Annotated in this window: 25 protein-coding genes and 3 pseudogenes; 13 read left to right on the top strand and 15 right to left on the bottom strand. The window is 61.4% G+C overall.

All coding sequences use genetic code 11. The features are described 5' to 3' along the window. The first annotated feature begins 38 nt into the window (after positions 1-38). Genes FJ430_RS11290 through FJ430_RS11255 form a run of 8 tightly spaced genes read left to right on the top strand, consistent with a single transcriptional unit; the run spans position 39 to position 6569 of the window. Positions 39-842: a substrate-binding domain-containing protein gene (locus tag FJ430_RS11290; RefSeq protein ID WP_226892155.1), complete on the top strand. Its 804-nt coding sequence runs from the start codon at positions 39-41 to the stop codon at positions 840-842. After that, positions 839-1372, top strand: a complete 534-nt coding sequence (locus FJ430_RS11285) for a c-type cytochrome (protein ID WP_140654249.1) — start codon at positions 839-841, stop codon at positions 1370-1372. The genes FJ430_RS11290 and FJ430_RS11285 overlap by 4 nt, the downstream gene beginning before the upstream one ends. After that, positions 1369-2382 (top strand): cytochrome c oxidase subunit II, encoded by a 1014-nt coding sequence (coxB, locus tag FJ430_RS11280; protein WP_181166811.1) that lies wholly within the window; start codon positions 1369-1371, stop codon positions 2380-2382. The genes FJ430_RS11285 and coxB overlap by 4 nt, the downstream gene beginning before the upstream one ends. Beyond that, positions 2379-4355: a cytochrome c oxidase subunit I gene (gene ctaD / locus FJ430_RS11275; RefSeq protein ID WP_140710523.1), complete on the top strand. Its 1977-nt coding sequence runs from the start codon at positions 2379-2381 to the stop codon at positions 4353-4355. The genes coxB and ctaD overlap by 4 nt, the downstream gene beginning before the upstream one ends. Further along, complete coding sequence (locus FJ430_RS11270) at positions 4352-4957, top strand: heme-copper oxidase subunit III (RefSeq protein ID WP_140710521.1); 606 nt, start codon at positions 4352-4354, stop codon at positions 4955-4957. The genes ctaD and FJ430_RS11270 overlap by 4 nt, the downstream gene beginning before the upstream one ends. A 1-nt stretch (position 4958) precedes the next feature. After that, positions 4959-5300 carry a hypothetical protein gene (locus tag FJ430_RS11265; protein WP_140646416.1) on the top strand — a complete coding sequence of 114 codons (342 nt, stop codon included), beginning with the start codon at positions 4959-4961 and terminating at the stop codon, positions 5298-5300. Beyond that, positions 5297-6175: a cytochrome c oxidase assembly protein gene (locus FJ430_RS11260; protein ID WP_140710519.1), complete on the top strand. Its 879-nt coding sequence runs from the start codon at positions 5297-5299 to the stop codon at positions 6173-6175. The genes FJ430_RS11265 and FJ430_RS11260 overlap by 4 nt, the downstream gene beginning before the upstream one ends. After that, the gene (locus tag FJ430_RS11255; RefSeq protein WP_140646420.1) at positions 6156-6569 is read left to right on the top strand and encodes a c-type cytochrome; all 414 of its coding nucleotides are present in this window, start codon (positions 6156-6158) and stop codon (positions 6567-6569) included. The genes FJ430_RS11260 and FJ430_RS11255 overlap by 20 nt, the downstream gene beginning before the upstream one ends. A 240-nt stretch (positions 6570-6809) precedes the next feature. Here FJ430_RS11255 and FJ430_RS11250 read toward each other — a convergent pair. The 9 genes and pseudogenes from FJ430_RS11250 to FJ430_RS11210 form a co-directional block, all read right to left on the bottom strand. Further along, positions 6810-7319 (bottom strand): annotated as a pseudogene (locus FJ430_RS11250) (ferritin-like domain-containing protein). Positions 7320-7395: 76 nt separating this feature from the next. Next, complete coding sequence (locus FJ430_RS11245) at positions 7396-8262, bottom strand: DUF3618 domain-containing protein (protein ID WP_140710517.1); 867 nt, start codon at positions 8260-8262, stop codon at positions 7396-7398. After that, entirely contained in the window at positions 8259-8651 is a 393-nt protein-coding gene (locus FJ430_RS11240) for a phage holin family protein (protein WP_140710515.1), read from the bottom strand. Before FJ430_RS11240 ends, FJ430_RS11245 begins: the two co-directional genes overlap by 4 nt. Continuing rightward, positions 8648-8926: a hypothetical protein gene (locus FJ430_RS11235; RefSeq protein WP_226892154.1), complete on the bottom strand. Its 279-nt coding sequence runs from the start codon at positions 8924-8926 to the stop codon at positions 8648-8650. Before FJ430_RS11235 ends, FJ430_RS11240 begins: the two co-directional genes overlap by 4 nt. Beyond that, positions 8923-9261 (bottom strand): hypothetical protein, encoded by a 339-nt coding sequence (locus tag FJ430_RS11230; protein ID WP_226892153.1) that lies wholly within the window; start codon positions 9259-9261, stop codon positions 8923-8925. The genes FJ430_RS11235 and FJ430_RS11230 overlap by 4 nt, the downstream gene beginning before the upstream one ends. A 161-nt stretch (positions 9262-9422) precedes the next feature. Beyond that, positions 9423-9752: a PRC-barrel domain-containing protein gene (locus FJ430_RS11225; protein ID WP_140646425.1), complete on the bottom strand. Its 330-nt coding sequence runs from the start codon at positions 9750-9752 to the stop codon at positions 9423-9425. Positions 9753-9754: 2 nt separating this feature from the next. Beyond that, positions 9755-10114: a hypothetical protein gene (locus FJ430_RS11220; protein WP_140646427.1), complete on the bottom strand. Its 360-nt coding sequence runs from the start codon at positions 10112-10114 to the stop codon at positions 9755-9757. Beyond that, positions 10114-11334 (bottom strand): NRAMP family divalent metal transporter, encoded by a 1221-nt coding sequence (locus FJ430_RS11215; RefSeq protein ID WP_140646429.1) that lies wholly within the window; start codon positions 11332-11334, stop codon positions 10114-10116. Before FJ430_RS11215 ends, FJ430_RS11220 begins: the two co-directional genes overlap by 1 nt. Next, on the bottom strand, positions 11331-11765 hold the full coding sequence (locus tag FJ430_RS11210) for a hypothetical protein (RefSeq protein WP_140710513.1): 435 nt from the start codon (positions 11763-11765) through the stop codon (positions 11331-11333). Before FJ430_RS11210 ends, FJ430_RS11215 begins: the two co-directional genes overlap by 4 nt. Before the next feature lie 1081 nt (positions 11766-12846). Between FJ430_RS11210 and FJ430_RS11205 the strand changes: the two genes are divergently transcribed. Beyond that, a complete protein-coding gene (locus FJ430_RS11205) occupies positions 12847-13365 on the top strand; it encodes a ferritin-like domain-containing protein (RefSeq protein WP_140646431.1) in 519 nt (172 codons plus the stop codon). A 674-nt stretch (positions 13366-14039) separates the two neighbouring features. On the opposite strand, the gene FJ430_RS11200 is transcribed toward FJ430_RS11205, so the two are convergent. Together FJ430_RS11200 and FJ430_RS11195 are read right to left on the bottom strand one after the other, a co-directional pair. Continuing rightward, a complete protein-coding gene (locus tag FJ430_RS11200; RefSeq protein ID WP_226892151.1) occupies positions 14040-14537 on the bottom strand; it encodes a response regulator in 498 nt (165 codons plus the stop codon). Then, complete coding sequence (locus tag FJ430_RS11195) at positions 14512-17214, bottom strand: PAS domain S-box protein (protein ID WP_226892150.1); 2703 nt, start codon at positions 17212-17214, stop codon at positions 14512-14514. The genes FJ430_RS11200 and FJ430_RS11195 overlap by 26 nt, the downstream gene beginning before the upstream one ends. A gap of 437 nt (positions 17215-17651) precedes the next feature. On the opposite strand from FJ430_RS11195, the gene FJ430_RS11190 reads away from it, so the two are divergent. Then, positions 17652-17858 carry a hypothetical protein gene (locus FJ430_RS11190; protein ID WP_140646433.1) on the top strand — a complete coding sequence of 69 codons (207 nt, stop codon included), beginning with the start codon at positions 17652-17654 and terminating at the stop codon, positions 17856-17858. A gap of 236 nt (positions 17859-18094) precedes the next feature. Here FJ430_RS11190 and FJ430_RS11185 read toward each other — a convergent pair whose 3' ends face one another. Next, positions 18095-18301, bottom strand: coding sequence for a hypothetical protein (locus tag FJ430_RS11185; protein WP_140710511.1), 207 nt, complete (start codon positions 18299-18301; stop codon positions 18095-18097). 927 nt (positions 18302-19228) lie between these two features. Then, positions 19229-19679 (bottom strand): annotated as a pseudogene (locus FJ430_RS11180) (AAA family ATPase); the annotation flags it as partial. A gap of 285 nt (positions 19680-19964) precedes the next feature. On the opposite strand from FJ430_RS11180, the gene FJ430_RS11175 reads away from it, so the two are divergent. Next, positions 19965-20189 carry a hypothetical protein gene (locus tag FJ430_RS11175; protein ID WP_319023004.1) on the top strand — a complete coding sequence of 75 codons (225 nt, stop codon included), beginning with the start codon at positions 19965-19967 and terminating at the stop codon, positions 20187-20189. A gap of 295 nt (positions 20190-20484) precedes the next feature. Here the strand turns inward: FJ430_RS11175 and FJ430_RS11170 are convergent, their stop codons facing one another. Beyond that, positions 20485-20751: a GFA family protein gene (locus FJ430_RS11170; protein ID WP_246682878.1), complete on the bottom strand. Its 267-nt coding sequence runs from the start codon at positions 20749-20751 to the stop codon at positions 20485-20487. A gap of 555 nt (positions 20752-21306) precedes the next feature. Between FJ430_RS11170 and FJ430_RS11165 the strand changes: the two are divergent. Beyond that, positions 21307-21720, top strand: a pseudogene (locus FJ430_RS11165) (MucR family transcriptional regulator). A 437-nt stretch (positions 21721-22157) separates the two neighbouring features. Here the strand turns inward: FJ430_RS11165 and FJ430_RS11160 are convergent. Then, positions 22158-22550 (bottom strand): hypothetical protein, encoded by a 393-nt coding sequence (locus tag FJ430_RS11160; protein ID WP_226892149.1) that lies wholly within the window; start codon positions 22548-22550, stop codon positions 22158-22160. A gap of 147 nt (positions 22551-22697) precedes the next feature. Here FJ430_RS11160 and FJ430_RS11155 point away from each other — a divergent pair, with 147 nt between their 5' ends. After that, positions 22698-22895: a hypothetical protein gene (locus FJ430_RS11155; protein WP_140710507.1), complete on the top strand. Its 198-nt coding sequence runs from the start codon at positions 22698-22700 to the stop codon at positions 22893-22895. Positions 22896-24976 lie beyond the last annotated feature (2081 nt).

Genomic DNA, 24976 nt, shown 5'->3' with positions numbered 1-24976 from the left:
GCTTGATCCACGGCGTGGCACGGAAGGCGTTCCCACGAATGGCGCTCGGCACCGTCGCACTCGCCTTGCTGCTCTTGCCGGCGACGGCCGGCGTTCGTGAGCTCAGGGTCTGCGCCGACCCGAACAACCTGCCCTTTTCCAATGCGGCCGGACAAGGATTCGAGAACAGGATCGCCGAAATCATCGCCGCCGATCTCGGCGCGAAGCTGACCTACACCTGGTGGGCGCAGCGCCGCGGCTTCGTGCGCAACACGCTGAAGGCGGGTCTCTGCGATCTCGTGCCCGGCACGCCGGCCAATCTCGAAATGCTGCGCACCACGAGGCCCTACTACCGCTCCTCCTATGTCTTCGTGACTCGCCAGGACGACCCCGACGTCGCCTCCTTCAACGACCCGCGGCTGCGCGACTTGCGCATCGGCGTTCAGCTCATCGGCGACGACGGCGCCAACTCGCCTCCTGTCCAGGCGCTTGGCCGCCGCGGCATCATTGGGCATCTAATCGGCTACCCCGTCTATGGCGACTACTCCGCTCCCAATCCTCCGGCGCGTATCGTCGAAGCAGTGGCGAGCGGCGATATCGACCTCGCGGTGGTCTGGGGTCCGCTCGCCGGCTATTTCGCCCAGAAGCAGAAGGTGCCGCTCCGGATCACGCCGGTTACGCCTCGCATCGACGGGCCGCAATTGCCGCTGATGTATGACATCTCGATGGGCGTTCGGCGCGAGGACGATGCGCTGCGCAGCGATGTGAACAGCGCGCTTGCCAGACACAAAGCCGAGATCGACGCGGTTCTGACGCAATATGGAGTGCCTCGTCTCGACGTGGCCGGGAGCCCGGTGCGATGAGATCGACCGCCGCCATGCTTCTCTTGGCGATTTTAGCGCTGGCGGCCTGCCAGCGCGAGGAGCGGGACACACGGCCGCAGTCGGCGCTCGGCTCCGGCGAGCAGCCGACACCGGTGACGACTCTGGAACCCGGCGGGCAGCGGCCCTCTCCCACAGACAACAAGGCGGCGAGCTTCGAGGCCAATGCCTTCCATCTGAGCGAAGGCAAGCGCCTGTTCGGCTGGTTCAACTGCTCAGGATGCCATGCCAATGGCGGCGGCGGCATGGGCCCTGCGCTGATGGACGAAAAGTGGATCTATGGCAGCTCGATGGAAAGCATTCACGCCACGATCCGCGACGGTCGTCCGAACGGCATGCCGAGCTTTCGCGACAAGATCCCTGACGACCAGATCTGGGAGCTCGCAGCTTTTGTTCGCTCGCTGAGCGGCAACGCACCCTCCTCCGCCGCGCCTTCCCGAAATGACGATATGATGGTGCATCCGTCGGAAAACCGCATGCCGGACGCCGCCACGCTGGGGAAGTCGCCGTGAAACGCTTCGCCTCGATTGCGTTCGCCACGGCAATCGCCCTGCTTCTTCAGGGATGCGCAGGCTGGCAATCGGCGCTCGACCCGAAGGGCCCGGCGGCGAGCGAACTGGCATGGCTGATCTGGTTCTTCACCGGGCTTTGCGCGGTGGTGTGGGTGCTGGTGATGATCGCTCTTGCCGCGCCGCTGATGATGCGGCCGCGGGACCGGTTGGAGCCGCTTGTGCTTGACGCCGGCGCGGACAATCGGAAGCTGCGCGTGGTGACGGCCGCCGTCGGGCTGACCGCCGTCATCCTGATCGGGCTCACTCTGCTGAGCTTCTTCGCCAACAGGACGCTCGCCGCGATCGGCTCGGACGCCGCGCTGACCATTCGCGTCACCGGCCATCAATGGTGGTGGGAGGTGCGCTATGAGGACGCCACACCGAGCCGCATCCTGACGACGGCGAACGAGATCCACATTCCCGCCGGCGAACCGGTTCGGCTTCTCCTCACCTCGACCGATGTTATCCATTCCTTCTGGGTCCCGAGCCTTTCCGGCAAGCTCGACCTCATTCCCGGTCACATGAACGTGCTCGACATCAAGGCGGATAAGCCCGGCGTCTATCGCGGCCAATGCGCCGAGTTCTGCGGCGCGCAGCACGCCAATATGGGTACCTTCATTATCGCCGAGCCGCGGGCAAAGTTCGACGCCTGGTGGAACGACCAGTTGCAGCCGGCCGCTGGCCCGGCGAGCGACGAGGCAAAGACCGGCGAAGACCTCTTTCTCAAGCGGCCCTGCGTGATGTGCCATAGGATCGGGGGCACCCCCGCCGGAGGAACGGTCGCTCCCGACCTGACGCATATAGGCAGCCGGCAAACGCTTGCGGCCGGAACATTGACGATGAGCCGCGGCAATCTCGCCGCCTGGATAGCCGATCCGCAAGGCATCAAGCCGGGTTCTCACATGCCGGTTGTCGATCTGAGCGGCGACGAGCTCAACGCCATCGTCGCTTATCTCGAGGGGCTGAAATGAGCAGCGCGGATCTCACCAGCGAACGCGATCTGCCGCCCGAGCGCGAGGTGTCCGCCAAAGGCGATCTTGCACCCGAGCGTGATGGGCCGCGCGACACCGGCTTGGATGATGCCAGCCTGCATCGCTGGCTGGCGCGGACATGGCGCACGCCCCCCGGCATCATCGGTGCGCTCTCGAGCGTCGATCACAAGGTGATCGCACGGCGCTACCTCATCACCGCCTTCCTGTTTCTGTGCTTGGGTGGGCTCAACGCCGTCGCCATGCGCGTCCAGCTCTCGGGCCCGCAGCGCGGGCTCATCGGCCCGGATCTCTACAACCAGCTTTTCACGATGCATGGCGTCACCATGATGTTCCTGTTCGCCGTGCCCATCGTGCAGGCGACCGGTATTTATCTGGTGCCGTTGATGGTCGGCACCCGCAACATTGCCTTTCCGCGCCTCACCGCGTTCAGCTACTGGGTCTATGTCTCGGGGGGTATCTTCGCCTGGGTATCCTTCGCCCTCTCGATGGCGCCCGATGTCGGCTGGTTCGCCTATGTGCCGCTGTCCGGGCCGGAATACAGTCCCGGCAAGCGCGCCGATGTATGGGCGCAGATGATCACCTATACCGAAGTGTCCTCGCTGTCGGTCGCCGTCGCCACCATCGTGACGGTGCTGAAGCAGCGCGCGCCCGGCATGTCGCTGGACAAGATACCGCTTTACGTCTGGGCGTTGCTGGTCACTTCCTTCGTCATCGTCTTCGCCATGCCGGCGGTGATGATCACGTCGACCTTCCTCATTCTCGACCGGCTCGTCGGCACGCACATCTTCAACCAGGCGGAGGGCGGCGATGCGCTGCTGTTCCAGCATCTGTTTTGGTTCTTTGGGCATCCGGAGGTCTACATCATCTTCCTGCCGGCGACCGGCATGGTCTCCTCCATCATTCCAGCCTTCGCGCGGCGCCCGGCGTTCGGTCATTTGGGGCTGGTGCTGTCGCTGATCGCTGTCGGTTTCCTGTCGTTCGGCCTTTGGGTCCACCACATGTTCGCGACGGGACTGCCGAAGCTCGGCGCCAGCTTCTTCACCGCATCCAGCATGATGATCGCCATCCCCAACGGCGTGCAGATCTTCTGCTGGCTGGCGACATTGTGGGACGGCAGACCGGTGATCCGCACCCCGCTGCTGTTCGTCTTCGGCTTCTTCTTCATCTTCGTCATTGGTGGCCTCACCGGCGTCATGCTCGCCTCGGTGCCGCTCGACCTGCAGGTGCACGACACCTATTTCGTCGTCGCCCACTTCCACTACGTGCTGATCGGCGGCTCGGTCTTCCCGCTGCTGGCCGCAGCCTATTTCTGGTTCCCCAAGATCACCGGCCGCATGATGAGCGAGCGCCTTGGGCGCTGGCACTTCTGGCTGGCCCTGATCGGCTTCAACGCCGCTTTCTTCCCGATGCATATCGTCGGCCTGTGGGGCATGCCACGCAGGGTCTACACTTATCCAGCCGAGCTTGACTGGGGCAACATCAATCTTTTCATCACCGCCGGCGCGGTGCTGTTCTTCCTGAGCTTCGTGCTGTTCACCTTCAATCTCGTGCATGGCGCATTGCGCGGCGCGCCCGCCGGCGACAATCCATGGGACGCCGGCACGCTCGAATGGGCAACCTCCTCTCCGCCACCCAGCTACAATTTCGCGCGCATTCCGGTCGTGACAAATGTCGAGCCGCTGTGGGCCGAACGCGAGGCGCTCCCGGTCGCGACCGGGCTTCGCGTCGACGTGCGCGAGTTGGTCATCTCGACGGTGGCGGAAGCCCATCCAGACATCCGCGAGAAATCGGCGACGCCGTCGATCTGGCCGCTGCTGGCTGCGATCGCGGTCGGCGGCACCTTCCTTTATTCGATCTTCACGCCCTGGGCCATCGTCTGGGGCGTGGGCCCGATCGCCATCACCCTGATCGGCTGGTTCTGGCCCAAGGACGATCCGGAGGACGAGGAATGAACCAGCGTCCCGCCGCAGATCTTTCCGGCCTCCCGACCTTTGGACATGGTCCGGGCAGTCCCACCTGGTGGGGCACGCTTGGCTTCATGGCGCTGGAAGGGACGGGCTTTGCACTGGCGGCCGGCGCTTACCTCTATCTGGCGACCTTGTGGCCCAACTGGCGTCTGAGCGCTCCGGAACCCAACCACTGGCCGGGAACGATCGTGACGCTGCTTCTCATCGTCAGCCTGGTGCCGAACCACATGCTCAACCGCTACGCCAAGGAATGCGCGATCGGGCCGGTGCGGATCGGCATGGTGGTGATGTCGTTGCTCGGCATTGCGCCACTCATTGTGCGCTGGTTCGAGTTTCCGGCACTGAATATTTATTGGGACACGAACGCCTATGGCTCGATGCTGTGGGTGCTGCTTGGTCTCCACACCACGCATCTCATCACCGACGTCGGCGACACGATCGTTCTGACGGTGCTGATGTTCACGCACCATGGCTATAACGGCCGGCGCTTCGGCGATGTCGGCGACAATGTTTTCTACTGGGACTTCGTGGTCCTCACCTGGATCCCGATCTACCTGCTCATCTACTGGCTGCCGAGGTGGGGCTGACATGCGTGCGCTGCGGCTAGGCACCTCCTGGGGTGGTTTGTTGTCGGGGCCTTTGGCCTGGGCAATCTCGACGCAGCTGAACTACGCGCTTGTGCACTGGCAGTGCAATCGTCAGGTGCAGGTCGTGCTCCCGGCGGCGCTGTTGCTCGCCGTGTTTTCGCTGCTCGGCGGCGCGCTGTCATGGCGGGCGAAGCGGCAGGGCGGCGCCGCGTTCAAGCCGGAGCGCACGCGCAGCACCGAACGTTTCGTCGCCGATCTCGGCATGCTCGCGGCTCTGTTGTTTGCCCTCGTCATCGTCATGCAGGGCAGCGCGGCGCTTATCCTCGACGAGTGCCTGCGATGAGCTTCGATGCGTTCTTCTCGACCTCGATATGCTACGGCGCCGGCGCGCCCGAGGCCGGATGGACGTTGGCGTTTCCTATTGCGCTTCCCTTGGCTGCAATCGCGCTCATCTATGGGATCGGCGCAGGCCGGCTGTGGCGCCGCAGCGGCCGAGGCCGACCCGAGCGGCTTCGCCAGGCTCTTTTGTTCGCCGCCGGCTGGGGCGTGTTGACGGGAGCGCTGGTGAGCCCGATCCATGCGCTCGGCGAGCGGGTGTTTTCAGCCCACATGATCGAGCATGAGTTGCTGATGGCCGTGGCGGCGCCGCTTCTTGTCGCCGCCTGCCCGAGCGCGGCCTTGATGTGGGCGTTGCCGGCCACACTTCGGCGGGGGACAGGAAAACTCACCCATGGCAAGATGCTCCAGGCGGTCTGGGCGTTCGCCGCTCGCCCGCTCTACGCGACGATCCTTCACGGGATAGCGATCTGGATCTGGCATATTCCAGCGCTGTTCGAGGCAGCGCTACAGCAGGGCGTGCTGCATTATGCGCAACATGCGAGCTTCCTCGGCACTGCCTTGCTGTTCTGGTCGGTGCTTCTGCCGCGCTCTGGCCGACAGCAAACCTATGGTAGCTCCATCATGCATCTTTTCTTCACGTCGCTGCATACCGGCCTGCTCGGCGTCCTGCTGCTGGTATCGCCCAAACTCTGGTATCCGGAGAATGCCTCCGGCGCCGCGCTCTGGGGTCTGAGTCCCATCGAGGACCAGCAGCTCGCCGGGCTGGTGATGTGGGTTCCGGCCGGGCTCATCTATGGCGGAGCGGCCTTGCTGATCGCCGGCCTTTGGATAAGCAACAGCGGAACCAGGGAGGCAACGCATGCGCTCCGACCTGGCTAGGCTTATCGGCGGCGCCCTGGCCATGAGCCTGCTGCTCGCCGCGGTCGGCCTGGCGGCCTTATGGACCGACCGGCGCGATCGCGTCCGGCACGAGTCGGATGTCGCGACTGGCGGCGTGGGCGCACGCGCCATTCCGATCATGACCGCGAATGGCTGTTCCGGCTGCCATACGATTCCCGGCGTGCCGGGAGCGCAAGGCCAGGTCGGGCCGCGCCTCGACGGCAGCCTCGCCGGCCGCGTCTATATCGGCGGGGTGCTGGCGAACAATCCGGAGAATCTGATCCGCTGGATCCGCTCGGCAAGGGAAATCAACCCGCACACCGCCATGCCATCGATGAGGATTACCGACCAGCAGGCGCGCGATATCGCGGCCTATCTATACGGGCTGAGATGATCAGCAAGGGAACCGAGATCGCAAGCCGCGTGCAAGATCACCGCGGTTCCAGGATGAGAATGACGAATAGGCAGACAGGCAGGCCGCTCGTCCGCGGTTCCGCCCGGAATTGGGTCAAAACAAGAAGATGAGGCGGTTCGCCGTTTCCGTGAAACAGTGAAATGCTCCACCTCCTTGTTTTGACGCAATTCCGGGCGGAAAACCGCTCAGACTTTTCCTGGAATTGATCTAACCGCCGTCTCAGCGCTTGGCGCTGTCGCTATCTGCGTCCGCACGCGTCAGGAACGTCTGGGTGACCTGCGGAAGGTGGTCCTTCAGCCACTCGGCCATGGCTTCCTCTTCGCGCAGGTTCTATTTGCACACGCGGGCAATCTCGGCTTCGCCCACGGCATTGGCCGCGGCGATGAGGATCGTATAGGACGCGATTTCCATATGCTCGAATGTGTAACTCGCCAGAGAGCCTTTCATCACTTCGTCACCGGCGAAGACGCCGCTGATCGACTGCGCGGTGGCGGTCAGCTTGCCGCCTGCGTCCTTCAGCATGGACGATCCTTCGTCGAGGCCATCCAGGCAGGTCTTCAGCCGTCTGGCCTGCTCTTTCGTTTCTTCCAGATGGCTACGGATTCGCTCGTTGAGTTCGGGGTAATTGTCTATCCGACTCAATTGGCCCGACAGCATCGTCTCGGCCTGTTCCTCCATTGCGTGAGCGTCCCTCAACCATTGAACAAGCCATTCGCGCGATTCAGCCATTGCGGTGTCTCCATCAGTTTGACGCCGCCCGAACCGAGGGTGGCCCGCATTGTTCCTTGAACGTGATGAAAAGCGTCTACGATTTCCGGGACGAGGACGGGTCGGAACCGGAGAGTTTCTCCCGCATCGATTTGTCGGTCTTGTCGGCCGCGGCTTTGACAACGCCGCCGGCCTTGTCGGCCAGCGTGCCCTCGCTCGAGGCCTTACGTCCGGCTTCGTCGCTCGCCGTCTGGTAGGCTTCGGCCGCGACTTGCTTTGCAATGTCGAGGCCTTCTTTCAAAGTGTCTTCGGCACTGTCCCGAAGCCTCTCGCGATAGGCACCCAATCGCTCATCCTCGACCTCGGTGTGGGGCAGCATGGCGCCGATCGCAGCTCCGACGGCGAGGCCGATGGCGGCTGCTGCGAGAGGCTGGTCCTGAAGCAGACCATGCGCCGATCGGCTGGCGCTCGTCGCCATATCGGCCGCAGCCGCCGCCGAGCTCGCCAGTGTGTCGGCTGCGCTGCTTGCCAGGTTCGACACCGTGCCGGCTGCTTCGCTTGCCATTCCCGAAACAGTTTCGGCCGCTCCGCTGGCGGCTTCGGCAACAGAGCCTGCCGCATCCGACGCGCTCGAAGCCATTCCAGCGCCGAATGCGCCATGATCGAGGCCAGGACCGCGCCGCGTCACACGATTGGTACCAGCCGGGGTGGCGGAGGCGCCGCTGCCCAACATCAGCCAGGCCAGGCCCGCGCCGATCACGGTCAGCGGCAACGGATTGTCCCGTACCTGGGCCTTCAGGTTGTGAAGCATGTCGGAGCCCGCGCCGCCTCTGAAAAGCCCGGTGAACTCGTCGAAGAGCTGCCCGGGGGTCATCTTGTCGCGAATGGAGTCGGCGGTCGCCACCACCCTTGCGCGTGTGGCTTCCGCCTCGCGTTCGAGCTCGGCTGCGGATCTCTCGGTCATCTCGCTTGTTCCTTGATCACGTTCACGTCACGCTTGAGCTGTTCCTGTGTGCGGTCCGGCGCGAGCTCGGAAGGCGCCATGCTCGCCATGCCGGTCCGCAACAGGATGACGCCGAGCACGGCAACGACCACGCCGACGAGCAAAGCGGACCACCCGGCGCCCAGACCAAGGCGAGCCAGGGCGATGACGAGTGCCTGCAACAAAACCAGCAGCGCGGCGAGCAGACATATCGCGCCGCCCAGCACCTCCACGGCGCCTGCGCCGGCCTTGCTCGCGTTCTCCGATATCTCCGCTCTTAGGAGCCTCGCCTCCGTTTGCACGAGCGTGCTCACCTGCTGCGCCAGATCGGCGACCAATGTGCCGAGACTTGGATTGTCCTCAGTGCTCATTTCTTCAGCTCCGCTGCCTTCCCGGGTATGCCGCCATCGGAACCCCAATTTGCTGGAGCGTTATGCCGGCGCGCGCTCGTTCCCATGCCGGTTTGTCGGGGGTGATCGGGCGTTGCCGCGCCCTGCGTCGGGCGGCGCGTGCCGGGCGGCGAAGCCTTCATGAAGCGGCCAAGTGCCAATCCCGCCAGAACCGAACCGGCAAGAAGCGCCCCAGGATTCTGGCGGCCAAAAGACTGGACGTCTTCCAGCACCTGTCCGAACGGCTTCTCTTTCAACGAGGAGGACAGCCGCTCGAGCCCGCTTGCGGCTCCTGCATGAACTTCGAGGCCGCAGTCTGGTCGCTGTTAGCCAAGTGATTGCTCGCGGCGCGCAGGGCGCCGCCGAAAGCCGAAAGGCTCGATCCGATATCGCGCTGCGTCTGCTCGGCCTTTTCGGAGACGGCCTGCTGGGCTTCGGCGGCATACGCTCCAGCCCTGCGGGCAACCTCGTCGCGGGCATCGTGGAGAGCTTCGCCGGCGCTCTGCGCTTCTTGCCGGATCCGGTCGGAAATGTCGTCCTTCGCTTTGGCAAAGTCGGCGGACTGGGGGTCCCGATCATCCTCGCGCTGCATGGTGCCTCCTAGTGAAAGCCGAGGAAGGAAAGCACTGCGAGCACAACGACGATCAGACCAATGAGATAGATGACACTGTTCATGATGCAGCCTCCTCGATGCAGTCCGAACTTCCCGCCGGCTGCGATGTTCCCCTGGACGAGCGGCTTTTTAGCAAATTCTCATTTGCTCTCGGGCTTTGCCCTCAAAGCGGCAAGCTCCTGGTCCGGGCAAAGCAGCCGGGGGCGTGTCGGATCGGAAATATCGATCTTGTCCCAGGGAATGCGATAAAGGCCCTCATGGCGCCTCAGCGCGAAGAAGTCGAGCAATGCAGCGCCGATAGTCGAAGCGGACAAGCGCTCGAACGCTGCGAAGATGCCGACATGAAATTCGGTGGCGACGAGGTCGTCGCCGTCCCGCTCGGCGACGATCTCTTCGATATAGCCGATGCTCTTGCCGCGCTCGGAGAATACGGGCCTGCCGGCAAGATGCTCGAGATTTACAGTCGCCATCCTCAGGCTCCCGGGATTCGGCCGACGACATGTTCGCGCAGCCAGTCCTGCCAGGCGAAGATCTTGGTGCGTCGCACGTCGATGTCGAATTCGATGTCGACACCGATGTCGCGCACCTTGTGCCACGCGATCCGGTGCGGCCGTGCCTGGCGCTTGCCGCCAAGCTTTGCCGCGAGCCGCGCGGTCCATCGGCCGGGCCGCGCGCCAAGCCGACGTGCCAGCGCGATCGAGCCAAGCTCGATCGCAATGAGCCTGGGCGGCTTACCCGGCCTCAGCTCGGCGACCAGGCCATCAACCTTGCCGATCTTGACCTGCTCGCGATCGACGACCTGTTTGTCCAGGATATCGCGCAGCAGCTGCATCACGTGCCTCCGAATATCTGCAGCGGAATCGTCACGAGCGCCAGCACGAAGCCGAGCGCGATGACGAAAATCACGGCCGCGTTCGAGATGACGCCGTTGCGATGCTTGCCTACATAGCGGTCGTCGTTCAGCAGGAAGAGGAACGGCACAACCGTCAGCGGGAGGCTGGCCGCTGTCAGCGCCATCGAGAAGATAGTGAGCTTCAACGGGTCTAGACCGAGCGCTATCGGGACCGCGGCGAGGAAGAGCGTCAATGTGTAGATGAGGCTGAATCCGGGATCGTCGCGCGGCTTCAGATCCTCGCCCCAGGTCCAGCCGAATCCCTGCGCGACGAGATAGGCCTGCTGCAAGGCCACTTCGAGCGCAGCGCCGAAGCAGGCGATGGCCAGCGACGCGACGAAAAGGACGAAGCCCCAGAAGCCGAACATCGGAATCAACATCAACGGAAGCTGGTTGTAGTCTTCCACTTCGGTAACGCCATGAGCACCAAGAACCAGCGCCGCCACGATCAGAACGCCCACCGAGATCGTGCCGCCGAAACTCATACCGAGCCCGGCTATCGCCCGATTGGCGCCGAGATAGCTCTTGTCCCACTGATCTTCGATCGCGCCAGAGGAATAGAACATGAAAAGGTAAGGCGATATCGAGGCGCCGAGAATGCTGACGGCCATGAACCAGTATTTTGCCGTGTCGTGCTGCGGCAGGCTGGGCACGGCCCCCACCGCCACCTCTTTCCATTCGGGGCGGAGCATCACGGCTGCGACGACGAAGCAGAGCGTTACCAGACCAAGCATCGACACCCCCTTCTCGATGAGCCCGAATGTGCCTTTCCACAACAGCAGCCAAGCCACGAAAGCGACCGGCAAGGCCCACCATTGAAAGCTGATCCCCGTGGCAAGCTCGGCGGCGATAGCCACCCCGCCGATCTCGGCGGAAAGCACCAGGAAGTTGACCAGCAGGGTGGCAAGGAGCGGCCAGATGAACGCATTGAAGCCGAACCGTTCGCGGATGCCGTCGGCAATGGTGTGATGGCTGACCGCGGCGAAGCGACCGGCCATCTCGACCAGGAAGATGATGCAGATGGTACCGAGCACCACCGCCCAGATGAGCCGGAAACCGAACAGTGCGCCGGCCTGCGCCGCCGTCGCCATCGATCCGACCTCCAGGAAGCCGCCGACGCTGGTGACGACACCAAGCGAAATCTCCAGCAGCTTCTTCATCGTTTCGGCGAGAAATAGTTTCGATAGGCTGTTGCGAGATCGCCTTGCGCGGCCCGAAGCTCCTGTTGCGCCTGACCGACCTGCGCATCCTGTCCGGCCTCGACCGCGTCCTTGGCCCGCCTTGCCGCATTCGACAGCCGGCTAACAGCGGCCGCCAACGCATCTCGCTTTCCCCGGTCGGACGGAGACGCCGATTCCACTTGCCGGCCAGCGTCGGCGAGTGTCTCGGCAAAGGACTGCAATGCTGAGGACGCATAATGGGACGGCGCTGCGCCGGAGAGCCAGGCGTCGCTCACCAGCACTGCCGCCTGTGCCGTCGAGGCCGCAAGCTTCGATTGCTGGTCAACGGTTTCAGACGAGGAACAAGAGGCAAGCGCCAGCGCCAGCAGGGGCAGGAAGGCCCGGCTCGGCCGGGCAACGGTGCGCAACATCTTCCCCTCGCTGCAATCGCTTCAAATCCCGAAGATAAAGCCGCAGCCACCCGAAAGTTCCTCCGTGTTCGGGATTTGCGGCATCGAGGCTGGCCGGTTCCATGTCCGACTGAGCTCGCAATGTTTCAGCTTTATAGGGACGATCGTGAACGCGACATAGCCAAGACCTGGCTTGAGCGCGCCAGAGCCCGGGCAATCTCGCTCACCTAACAGAAAAGCGTCACCGGCAGGCAGGGCGGTGCTGCGTTCGGTCGATGGCCGGCAGCGTAGTTGCGGGAGGATCCAGCCTTCCGTCATGTGGAATATCTGGCGAACGAGTCCGGCCTGGAGGCGGCCGGCATTGCGTGACGATACTGCTTCGTGGGACCAGCAGCTCGACCGTGCTCGCGACCGCTCATTGCGACACGATGGCGATGCGCGACTATGGCGAGCTGGAAAATCTCGCCACCGTCCTGACGCTTTGACAGGGGCGTTGCGCGGCTCCCTGGCCGAAGCCGACCTGATCCCGCTGGCGCTAACTGTCGGACTTCGCTTTGTCAGCCCTGGCCGATGGCTTTTGCCGGCCGAGTTCGCGATCCACAGCCTTGCGTGAACCTTCCGCGGGATCTTCTTGCGGCAAGCGCCCGTGCGTCTCGGGCTCAACGGCTTCCAGCGCATCGGCGCCAGCGAACTCTCCTCATCGGGATTCGCTCGGCGGCTCTGTCGAGCACGCGTTGGAGCGTTCATGGAGCACCTCCTCGCATCGACTTAACCGGGCCGTGACGCCGATGTTCCCACAAACTCGAAGCACGAGGAACGAACGGACGGATGGAAGGTTGCAGCTCCAAGACCCGGCGAGGCATTCCATGACTTCCGACACGACAGCGCTTCACGGCAGCAGGACGGCCCGAATCAGGCAACACTCCTTTTCCAGCCGCCCACCATCTCCATCAACGGCGTGATTGATAGCGAGACGGTCAGCTTGTTCGGTTGTCTGGAACGCGATGTTTCAACACGACGGTCTTGTCGGAACTTCAGGTCCCCGGGCGGATTAGGAAAGAGCGCTGCAGGCGCACGATCGCAACCGCAAAGGAGCGTAAAAATGCCGAAGAAAGCTTCGTCCGCGACCTCGAAGGGCTTGGAAAGCCTCTTCCTGGACGGACTCAAAGACATCTACTATGCGGAAAAGAAAATCTTGAAGGTATTGCCAAAGCTGGCGAAAGCAGCACAGTCCGAAAAGATAAGCGCTGCCTTCGAAAAGCACCTCAAGGAAACTGAAGCCCAGGTCGATCGCCTGGAGCAAGTCTTCGACATACTCGGCAAGCCGGCCCGGGGCAAGACCTGCCCGGCCATTGATGGAATCATCGAGGAGGGCTCGGAAATCCTCGAGGAGTACAAGGACGAACCGGCGCTCGACGCGGGTCTGGTGGGCGCCGCACAAGCGGTCGAGCATTACGAAATCGCGCGCTACGGTACGCTGATTGCATGGGCCGAGGAGCTCAGACTCAAGGATGCTCTCCCGCTGCTCCGTCAGACCTTAAAAGAAGAGTCCGACACCGACGAGGCGCTCAACGCTCTCGGCGAGAACGATGCCAATCGACGTGCTCTGCAGGCGGCCTAGCGCCACGACGGAGTTGCAGCGGTCCTGCCGGCCACAGGACCGCTCACGCGAAAGACTGACTGGCTGCCCTCCCGTCCGCGGATGGTCACGAAACGCTTGCCCGTAGCTTGTGTCAAAGCAAGAGTCGTTGTCAGCTAAGGCTGGTTCGTCGAACATTGGGAACTGCGGTCGCTTTGAAGTGAGCCGCTGTTCGCGAGGAACGGGGTCGAGATCGGCGAGGCCGAGTCGCTGGTCGACCTACGTGATCGCCGAGGAACACGATGAAGAAGACCTGAAAGAAACCGACCATGCTCAGGTCGCCGCGGGTTTCGAGATCTCGCGATAACTGCCCGCAGAAATCCGCCCAAGAAGTAGTCTGCAAGTCTGCATGTCCCTTTCAACGGAGGCATGCAATTCCTGCCATAAAACGGCGCTGTCGAGGGCGCGCTCGCGAACGGCTGCGCTATCGCCGAGCTACACCACCTGCGGGGGACACGACCCGCGTTTTTGTGGGCCAAAATCACGAAGCTTCGCGTGTCGTTCCCTATGCTTCCGCGAGCAACCAGCGAGGTACCACCGAAAGTCTCCATCGCCTCGCCCTCTAGACCTGGTCCATAGGTTCAAATCACACCCAAAATCAAGCACTGACGTGGCGCTCGGCGCGTCCGACTGCTTAAATGACCCTCCCCGCGCGTTCAGCTCTCCTTCTCGAGCTCCTGAAGAGCATTTCGAATGGCTGCGACTAGCGTCGCTATCGAATAGGGTTTCTGCACCCAGCCCAGCGGTCTGGCCGCTTCGGCTCGAAGCCGCACGTCGCGATCGCTATGGGCCGTCGTAAAGACGCACCGTATGCCCAACTCGCGGTACAATTCCACGGCCGCGTCGATGCCGTCCCGCTTGCCGAGCAAGCGGATATCCATCAGGGCAAGCACCGGCTTGGTCGAGAGCGCCATACTTATCGCCTCATCGGCGCTGGTCGCGAGGCCCGCCAGCGAGAAGCCTTCGGCCAGCAGTCCCGCCTCTACATCCAGCGCGATCAGGTAGTCGTCTTCGACGATCAGAATCGGCTGGTTCAGAGCGGTTTCGGGGTGTCCTCCGCTCACATCATCTCGGGAGAAGACTACCTGCGGCTTGAAGGGCCGATTGATGTCCCCCGCACGGCTCAACTCAGGTATCGCTGCTTTTGGTCGCAAGGCCAATCTCCTGAGGCATCTGAGAAAAAATAATGGTGCATCTGGACGGGCTCCGGCTGACTTCGAACGTCGCGCCGATCTGTCGCACCAGGCCTTCGACAAGTCGCAGGCCGGACGACGACGAGCGTACCGAACTCAGTTCGAAGCCCGGGCCCTCATCCTCTACCACAAGGCTAATCGCCCGGCCGTTCTGTCTGATGGAAACGCGAATGGTTCCATGCTCATTTCCGGGCAAGCCATACTTCACGGCATTGATCAAAAGCTCGTTGATAATAAGCGCCAGCGGCATCGCAACGTCGTTCGGCAGTTGGATCGGATCTGCCTCGCAGACCAATTGAACGGCTGCGGGAAACATCTGTTTTGCTGTCTCGCAAACAGCTCCCAGGAAAGGTTCGGCACCGAAGTTGATGGCATCGGGCGTGTCATAGAGGACCCGCTGAGCGGCAGCCATGGCGGCCACCCGCTTGCTGGCCTCATGCAGAACGGTTTGAGCCTCCGAACTCTTGCTGGTCCTTGCCGCCATGGAAAGCAGGGACTTCAGCATCATCATGTTGTTCTTCACGCGATGATTGAGCTCGTCGAGCAAGATCCGTTGCTGGCTTTCTGCCTGCTTACGCTCGCTCACATCGACCAGCATGTTTATGGCGCCGGTGATGTTTCCCGCGGCATCGCGCATCGGTGTGGGATAGGGAATGAATGGAACCCGGGTACCATCCGGCCGCTCGGCCACCGCTTCATATCCCCGGAGGGGCCGCCCTTCGCGCAGTGAGATGGCCATGGGACACTGATCGTGGGGGAGCGGCGTTCCATCCGGCCAGTAGAGCTTCCATGTCACGCACCATTCGTCGGTGCCAATGACGGGCGTTCGGCCGGCAAGTTGCACCGCCGCTTCATTGAAGTAGGTGATCTTACCGTCGCCATCCGTGGTGTAGATCGCGGCAGGAATGGCCGCGAGCAGGTCTTGAAGGTGGCGCTCGCTGTCTTGTATCTTCGCTTCCGCTACCTTTTTGTCGGTTATGTTCCGGGCGATTTTGGATGCTCCGACGATATGGCCTGACGCATCCCGCACCGGCGATATTGTGAGAGAGATATCTACCAGCGTTCCGTCTTTGCAGCGGCGAACCGTTTCGAAATGATCGACGAGTTCGCCGTTGCGGATGCGGCCTAATATCAGCGGCTCCTCGTGCTGCCGACCCTCGGGAATGATAGTGGTGATGGGCTTACCGACCATCTCCGCGGCCGTATAGCCGAACAACCGCTCGGCGCCGCGATTCCAGGTCGAGACGACGCCTCTGAGATCCTTGCTTACGATGGCGTCATGGGACGACTCCACGATTGCCGCCAATTGCCGGGTCGCATTCTGTGTCTTGACACGCTCAATGCCAAAGCCGAGCTGGCGTGCAATTGTCCGGGCGACTTCAACCTCTTCGGCCGAGCATTCGTGCGGCTCGTCGAAATAGGCCATGAACTTGCCCAACAGACGCCCACCTTCGGTTATCGGAATGAAGCAGACCGCGTCGATGCCTTCTGTTCGGATTGCCTGTCTCAAGCCGTCGGGGAGTTCGGCCTGTTCCACATCGCGCATGCAAATCGGCTGCGGATCGCGGTCTGCCGCGGACCAGGGCGAATGGCCTTCCACGGCGCCTCGATATGCCTTCGACAAGCCCCGCCAGGCGACAAACTTCATGATCCCGCCTTCCAAGAGCAGAACAGAAGCACGCTGACATCTTAGCCCGCGCTGGATCGCGTCGAGCGCCGCCTCGTAGACGTCTTCGCGGGTACGGGCGTGCTGTAGCATTTCCGTTAATTGATGCAGCGCAGCCTGCTCCTCGGCCCTTTGGGCGAGCGTCGCCTCAATCTCTTTCCGCTCGGTGATATCGTGCTGCACCCGTACCGCGTAGTGAAACCGCCCACTGCCGTCGTAGACGCTGGAAGACGTCACGACAGCCCAGAAAAGCGACCCGTCCTTGCGTACGAACCGCTTCTCGATCGTGTAGCTTTTGATCTCGCCAGCGACCTGTTGGCGATATTTCATGCGATCCGCCTCGACGTCGGGAGGAAAGGTCCGATCGAAAATAGATCGGCCAACAAGGTCCTCCTTCGTACAGGCCAAAAGACGGCACAAATGTCCGTTCACCCGCAGCAGCCGGCCTTCGGCGTCAGCTTCCACGATTCCCACACCAGCGCTGTGATAGGTCAGGGCAAGCCTCTGCTCCTGTTCGCGCAACAACTCTTCCGCTTCGACCTTCTCAGTCACGTCGATGGTGATGCAGCGCGTATTGAGGAACTGACCACCAACCGAACGCACATTCGATGTTATCTCGACCCAACGCATGGAGCCTTCTTTGGCGCGCAACCTCGCACGATAATGTCGAAGCTGCTCATGCCGAGAAAGGCGGTGCAAAATGTCTTCGATCGCGGCGGGATCGGCGTGGAATTCGCGGATGTTCCGGCCGATGTATTCCTCCGCGGCATAGCCGAGCAAGTCCAGTTCGGCTCTATTGGCGCGCAAAATCGTGCCATCATTCGCGACCAGGTGGAGAGCCACGGCTGCATTCTCGAAGAAATCTTCCATATCGCTGCCGGGGAGCAGGACCGCACGGGGCCCTTCGACGTCCCTTTCATCGGCGAAGGATTTCGCGCCAGAAATGCTGGAGGGCAAAGCTCGTTGTTCCATGAAAGATTGAATTCCCCTAAACGCAGCTTAACACTCGATTTCACAAGAGGTTCCAACGGGCTGCACAATTCACCCGGCCATTAACGGCAGGTGTTATGCTGGAAGGCGTTCGCGGGCGCCGGACCAGCAAATCCGGCGACTCGATGATGCCGCTATTTTTCGAGCCGTCGCAGCACGCTTGCACGGCACCGCGACCTGACGCTTATCCAGACCTATGCGGAAAGCAGCCAGTCAAAGATCCGGTTCCCGGCTTGGCTTTTGCCGAGAAGCCGCCCGCTCCAAGGACATGCGCAACGGATGCTGCGGAGCGTTAATATTCTTCTGGACGCTAGTACAAGCCGCTACATATTTAACGATCGGGCAGCTGTCGGAGACCTTCTAGGCACACGACTGCCGACCAAAGGGATGATCCGCTGATTTCGGGATGGAGAAAGGCCGTGGAAGATCGCGCCGGCTCGCTGCCCAACGTAGCTGACTTCGTCATTCACAAGGTTCTGGATACGTTCGAATACTCCGACCGCGGCGCGGTGATCACGATGGTCGATCCGCAGGGCGCACGCATCCGTCTCCACGTCAACATCGTCACCGGGGAGTTGCTTTGCGAACACATTGCCGAAGCGCTGGAGCAGCGATACGGGAAATAGAACGCCTACTTCAACAGCGTCATCGTCCTGTCGACGGCGCGATGCAATAGTCGGCCCAATTGTCGATCAGGAAGTCGGCGATGAACGACGGCCGGTCAATCACCTTTTTCACATCGCGAACCGCCGAGTTGGGGCAGACGAAAATGTAGCTGGTGGGCAGCGTGAATTCGCCCTGGCCCGCATGGTAGAAAATTTCCCGAGCTCGGTGACGAACTCCGCCTTGCCCAAGGGCGATTTCAGGTGCTTACACTGATAATTGTGCCATTCGCCGTCGTAGCGTTGTTGGACAGGAATCCGACGGCGGCGCGACCCATGTCCGCTGATCGCGTGGGACGCTCAAATCCGATATAGCTGCTTTCGAGGCGTGCGAACCTCTTTTTGATTAAATCTTCCAGTTCGCTGTCGGTCAGATTCAGGACAAGGCGGTCTTCGTTAAACGGCATTGTGCGCTATTCCACCTTCGCACAAGAAGTGGCGAATATTCTTTTCGTTCTCAAGCTGTATTCGCCCAAGGTGACGCGGCGGCGGGGATTATATAGGGGCGCTTCAAGCGCAGCGAGCGCTCTCAATGCGGCTGACGCCGGCAAACTCGTATTCCAGTTCCCAAGCTCGAAGCGGACGGGGTTGGCCGCCAGTTGCCAATCTCGGCAGGCCAGTTCGAAGGCCTGCCGTTTTGCGCCTCGCGTCCGCAACCGCCAGACGGCTTGCGGGCCCAAGCCATGGTGCTGCCGACACCGCTCCTCGTCTGGCCGATCAAGGCAGCGGAAACTCATATGGGCCATTCTCATTTCGATGATGCTAGCCGAGGGCGAGCCGCGTTGAATGCGGCAAGAACTTGAGCGCCTATCCGACGTAGCGCGGACGGCCGCTTCAACGCGCTCGGTGGGTTGCTGACCCGTCGGTCTTTCGACTGGGAACCGGTCAGTCCGGCATCGAACTGCTGACGTTGGCTTAGCCCCAGAAGCGTTAATCATGCATCGCCTATTTCGAAAGCGGCGCTACCGCAGCTGCTCGCTCGAACTCTGTAATGGAGCGCGCAGGCGGCCGACCGTAGGCTTCCAGCAGAGCATTTCAGAATCGCAGCAGGAGCGCGCGCCGTTCATCCGGCGTCCAAATCTCCAGCTCTTCGTTCACGTCCACCCAAGGGCTCACAGCCGGGAAGCGTTGCGTTTGGTATTGGCCAGGCAAGACAGTCCCGGTCAGATCACCAGCGCCAAGTTTGATTCCGATCGGACCCTTGCCGCCCATCGTCCTGATGGCGGCGACGTCTCTTGCTCACGGGGATTTCTTTCCCACGTCTCTTGGCGAGCAATGCATGGGAAAATGGGCTCTGTTCGTTCGATTGTCTTCCCTTTGCATGGTTATTGATTTTCCTCTCGCAGGAACATGATGCGGTCGCCGCTGGCGAAAGCTCTCGCGCCGCGTTCCACTTCCACTTGAAATATCTTCGTCGAGATCGCCTGCAGCGCGCATGCGCTCGCGTGCTGCCTGGTTGAGCGCGCGCACCTCGTCGTTTGTGTGGGTGAGAATGATCCGGCTTGCCTCAGGCTGCGTCTGCCTGTCGCGATCCCAGCGTTCGACCAGACCGCTGCGCGCGTCGTCCCGAGTCGCCGCCTGATGCACCATGCCTTGCGCCTCATAGGCGTCGATCGCTGCGCCGATCCTGCCGGTTGCCAAATCGCAGGTGGCACCACGCTGCCAGTCCTCGCGCTGCTTGCGCACCTGGCCGATTTCGACGCCGCAGTGACGTTCGTGGATCGAACGGAACGCAGCACCCGCCTCGATCGCCTGCAGTTGCTGTGGATCGCCGACCAACCATACGGGGCATAGCGCTACTCATCCAAAGTGGCCGAGACTCTCGGCTCGAGTTCTCCAACGCCTCTCGCGGCGCGGGCGCGGCCGGAGACCTCCCAACAAAGCGGCGCGGACGATTCCACGCCCGGCATTCACCCAACTTGGTGGCTGATTGAACGTTCCATTAGCGATTGCTTGACTAAACCGCTGCCCGCTCCAGACTCCCTTTATGGCGAAGGGCAGCATCAAAGTCGGCGACGAGGTCGCCATCACCGCTAAGGTGCGGGGTCGCGTGACGGAGATCGCGTCAGCGTGACGATCCTCTCATACGACTTTCCCCACTCGATTATCGACCGAACGACAAAGATCACGCATGGCCAGGAGATCGAACTGACCGGCGACGTCACCCATGTCGACGAAGCGAAGGTCACGGTCAACCTGGGCATTCCCGTTACGGTCAACGCCGATACGGTAAGGCTGGTCATGCGCAACGTCCCGCCGAAGCGGAAGACGCCTCTGATGGACAAGGCGACATGACGAAGCTTTCGGAGCTCGGCCCATTCGAAGCTCACCTCAACGGAAGGATTTGCGAGCACGAAAGTGAGTATTTCTACCGCTGCCCCCGGTGCGGTCAGATGGTGGATGAGCGGGACGCGCGGCAGGTGGTCTGGCACTCTTTCTCGGAGCATCGGCGGCTGATCATCGATGGTGAGGCGCCTCACTTGCCATAAGCGACGAATTGTAGCTGGCAGCCGAAGCGTGCAGGCCAAAAAAACTGGCAACCGACGGCGGCCGTTTGAGGCGCCCCCATTCGAGCGCCTGCCGGCTGAACCTAGCCATCCTGCTCCTGCGGGAGGCCGTCGGTTAGATCGTAGAAATCGGACTTCGAGCCGACGAAAATATGCTTGGCAAGGCGCAGGCCGGTCGGTCGGTCAAGGGTTCCAGCAGCGACGAAGGTTTGGATGCCCGGAGCCGCCTTCCAGAATAGATTACCACCGCAGCGCGAGCAGAAGCCCCGCTCGACGTCATCTGACGACCGGTACCAACTGAGAGTCGACGACGCTTGCAGTCGGAGATCCTCCGAGCGACAGGCCGCCATAGCCGCGAAGTTGCCGCTTGTGCGGGCGCATTGGGTGCAGTGACAGGCTATAGGCTGTGCAAGCTCGCCCGCTATTTCGTAACGCACAGACCCGCATAGACAACGACCCGATGACATGGAGACCTTACCCGCAGAGGAAGATATTGTTCCATGAAGTTGCAAGCTATTAGAGTCATGGGCTGAAGTAGCGGCCGGAGTTCAAGGCGTCTTCTGAATCCGCTCGCGGCTACGGCGAAAGGCTTCAGATAATGTAAATCGCATACGCCGCTCGACCAGCTTGGGTTGCTAGTCAGCCAAATCGCTCCGCTCCAAAATGAGCACAAAGTAGCTGATCAGGCGGCGGGATCGCTGTCGCTCAGATTGGAAGAACCTTCGGCATTAGAGGATTGGTTGAGTTGGGCCATCTGCTTTGCCTGGGGCGCGCGCCGTCATGTTCTGTTCCTCGAAGGCAACCCGGCCAGGTATCTCTGATTGTGCGGCGAAGCTTCCGATTGGCCGCCCGGTGACTAGCAGGATAGAAAACGACTTGGCCGACCAGACCCAAACAACGAGCTAATCAACTTAACCGCAGACATCGTCTCCGCATATGTCGGCAACAATCCCCTCCCCGTATCGGGGCTGCCCGACCTCATTGCTTCTCTCGATACCTCGCTGTCCGGCATTCGCCAGCCAAGGCACCAGAGCAACCTGCGTTGGCGCCCACGGTCAATCCGAAGCGATCGGTGCTCCCCGACTACATCATCTGCCTCGAGGACGGGAAGAAGTTCAAATCGCTGAAGCGGCATCTTGCGTTGCACGGCCTGACGCCCGACGAGTACCGCGAGAAATGGGGCCCTGGCTTGTTACTATCCGATGGTAGCGCCAAATTATGCCGCGCAGCGGTCGGCACTGGCGAAGGCGAGCGGACTCGGTCGCAAGCCTGGGGCCAAGCCAGGGGGGATCGCCGGAAAAAAGCGCTCGGGCCGGTGATTGTACGCGTCGTCGTTGCGTGGGCGACTGCACCGCATCCGGCCCGGTCTGCATCGACGAATTGAACACTGTTAGAAGCTGGAATCGCCGTTCCGCTACGCCCGCGTCAGCCACCCGCTGAAACGTTGCTGCTCCGCGCGGGTGTGTATCATTTTAATACAATCCTCAATTTGTAGACTCCTGCGATGCATTGGCGGCTATTGGTTCTGGCCGTCATTTAGGAGGGAAAAGCCGCGCGGGAGGAATACCAATGACCATCCAAAAGGAAGACTATCGAACCAACAGAGCCGACTATGCCATCGCATCGATGCAAGGCCAATCGGCCGCTTTTGATGCTCGCCATGAGAGACGGGAAAGCAAGAAATCCCTGTGGCTGAGAGATCGGCGGCTCGCCAGATTGGCCGAAAATCCCTGTGAAACCGTGCCAGGATCAAGAGTCAGACGGCGCGGGAATTAGCGCGCTGGTTGTCGTTAGCCGGTGCCGTGTCTCGCCCCCGAGACCCATCGGCCAGGCCCGGCGTTTGCTGGCAGCTGCCAGCCTGCCGGGCCGCTCCTGCTGTCCTTTGCTCATCGCGCCAGATCACCCGCTTCTCGCACCGGATTTCGACAAGCCGCCGAAAGCGGATCGTGTGGGCCGGCTCGCCGGTCGCGTGAAATAGCTGCGCGCTCATCCATTCGCGGCCGCCGCACTTCTGACAGCGGGCTTTGCCCCTCACCTCGTCGATCGTGACGTTGCCGATGACCTCTCGCAACTCGATCGGCTTGTAGTAGCGCGTGATGTTGCAGCGGGCGGCAGCGGATCCCCGCCCTGCGTCGTGGGCATGCGACAAGGTCCAGGGAGCACCTCTCGGCCACTTCTTGGGTTGCTCAGGCATAGGAGTGAAATGAGGAACGCAATCCTGTGTGGTCAAGGGATCCCTTGACATTTTGTTCTCTTTTCGTTCACTGTCTCTCAATTGCGACGAAAGGAGCCCGAGATGCTGCATAAACCGCTGCACAAGCCGCCTCACATGCCAACTGGTGTCTCTATCGCAATGATGGACGACAGCATAACCAAGGTCGGGGTCTTAACGCTGCAGACGATCGGCGAGGATGTCGAAATTGCAATCAACCTTGAAGCCGTCGCCGTCATGACCAAGGCGCTTAACGCCTTGGCTCAGGAGCTACGCAAATAGAGGGCATTGGGCCGCCGCGTCGACGCAATTGCTTGCGGTTTTCGCAACTCACGTTTTTCGGCCGCAGTCAGCTTATCCACTGTCAATATGCGTTACATATATTAGCAACTGCTTGACAGACGCCGGCCGCCCCAGAATCCCAGAATGGCGAAGGGCTCTTTCAACATCGGCGACGAAGTCGCCATCACAGCGACGCTGCGCGGGCGTATGTGACCGAAGACCGGATCAGCGTGTCGACCCCAGCTACGACTTTCCCCATTCGGTAGTGGACAGGACGTCGAAGGTGAAGCACGGCCAGCCAATCGAGCTGATAGGCGATGTCACCCGCGTCGATGAGGGCAAAGTGACAGTCAATCTCGGCGTGCCGGTCACGTGAACGCCGATAAGGTCAGACTGATGACCACCTACGTTCCGCCGAAGAGAAAGACGCCACTGGTCGACAAGCCGACATGATCCAGAGTCTCAGTTTGAAATTTGCCCTCCCGCACATCCCGTTTGATGACATAGGCGGAAGCGCCTTTATGCTTAGCGCAATGCAAGGGAGGGGCGGCCCGCCGTGATCGTTGCTCAGATGACAAACGACTTCGTCACGGTGCAGGTTTCCGGGAGCCATTTGCGATAGGTGCATTGCCGAAGCCCTGCGTCTCAGCTCTCATGCGCATGCCGCCCAGACCACCGAGGCGTTGGGGACCACTTCGGATTTCATCCGACAGCGCGGGCGGTGCGCCAGATGCTGTAGCGAAAGGACAGTGACAGTCGCGCATCAGGATAAATAAGCGGGCCGTCCAATCCGGGTGATCTGCAAACAGAAAGCCCGTCGCAGCTAATAAGCGTAAGCGACCGGCTTTTCTGCGATGGGTGGTCAGCGGCTACACCCCGTAGAGATCGACCACTTGCCGACTCAGATGCGCGGATTTGGTTGCAGACAAATCAAACGAAAAAGCCGCCGCTCGCTTGAGTTGACTAACACCCTTCGGTGGTTGTTTTCATCTGGCCCGGGGCTGCTGATTTCGCGCTGGTATCTTGCTGGCCCGGAGCCGCCTGTTTTGCGCTGCCGGTCTGTTGGCCAGGTGCACAATCCTTTGCCGAATTGGAATTGGTGCCGCTAGTGGTGGTGGAGTCGGTGCCTTGAGCGCTGGGCATTGTCGTCGTGTTTGAAGAAGATCCACTCGTGGTAGTGCTGTTGGTCTGGGCCAAGCCTAGCCCCGTGGACATGGCCATTATCGCTGATGCTAAAAGTATCTGCCTCATTGTTCTCATCTCCTTGGAAGCTGCAACGTCCCTTCTGTTGCATAACATCGAGACAAGCGGGCGGTTCCAGATCCGCAAGTGCCTGGGGACTGTCAATGCCGATTTTTCAGGAATTGCGCTTCGCGGAGCAAAGCGGTCCAGTCCGTCCCAATCAGATGTATTAGCTCAGCGGCCCGCTGCTCGGTGATCCCGGTCTCTTTTGCCAGCCTCTCGGCCAGCTGCCGCTTTGCAACGCGCGCTCGTATCCGTTCGGTTCCATGTTGCACTCCTTCCGGATAAAAAGCAGGAGCTTTCGATTTTGTTTCGCAATCCCTCGGCTTCAGAAGGGAGAAGCCAGCCGGCGGCCCTCTAACGAACATTAGGGCGCATTAATCCTCACGGCGCCGTGCCGCGCCCCAGAATCGCTGGCATGGCAAAGAGCATCAAGGTAGGCGACGAAGTCGCCATCACGGCAACCGTGCGCAAGCGCGTCAGTCGACGAGGATACTGTGACGGTCGGCGGCAAGGATCTCGGGATTACGGTCAAGCGCAGTGCCGTGCGGCTCTTCACCAGCCATGTGGCACCGAAGCGTAAGGCTTGAAATTAAACCCGCCAGGCACAGGCGCACGCCCCCACACCCGTCCTATTTTGAGGCGGCTCAGTTCATGACACCCGATCTCGGGGCAGCTCGAGCGCGGCAGCGGCAAGCAGTCTGAGTTCCTCTCTTGTCAGGGCTATCTCGTAGTGCTGCTTGGATTTCTTTGTGTAGATGTCATCAGCAGTCACAGAGATTATAACAACGTCTTCCTCTTCCACCTGCACACTATCGATCGGTAGTGGCCCCGAAAAT

This window comes from Mesorhizobium sp. B2-8-5 (genome assembly GCF_006440675.2).
In the GTDB taxonomy this organism is placed as follows: Bacteria; Pseudomonadota; Alphaproteobacteria; order Rhizobiales; family Rhizobiaceae; genus Mesorhizobium.
Note: the sequence above shows the minus strand (reverse complement) of the source record. Positions and strands in the feature narration are given on the sequence as shown.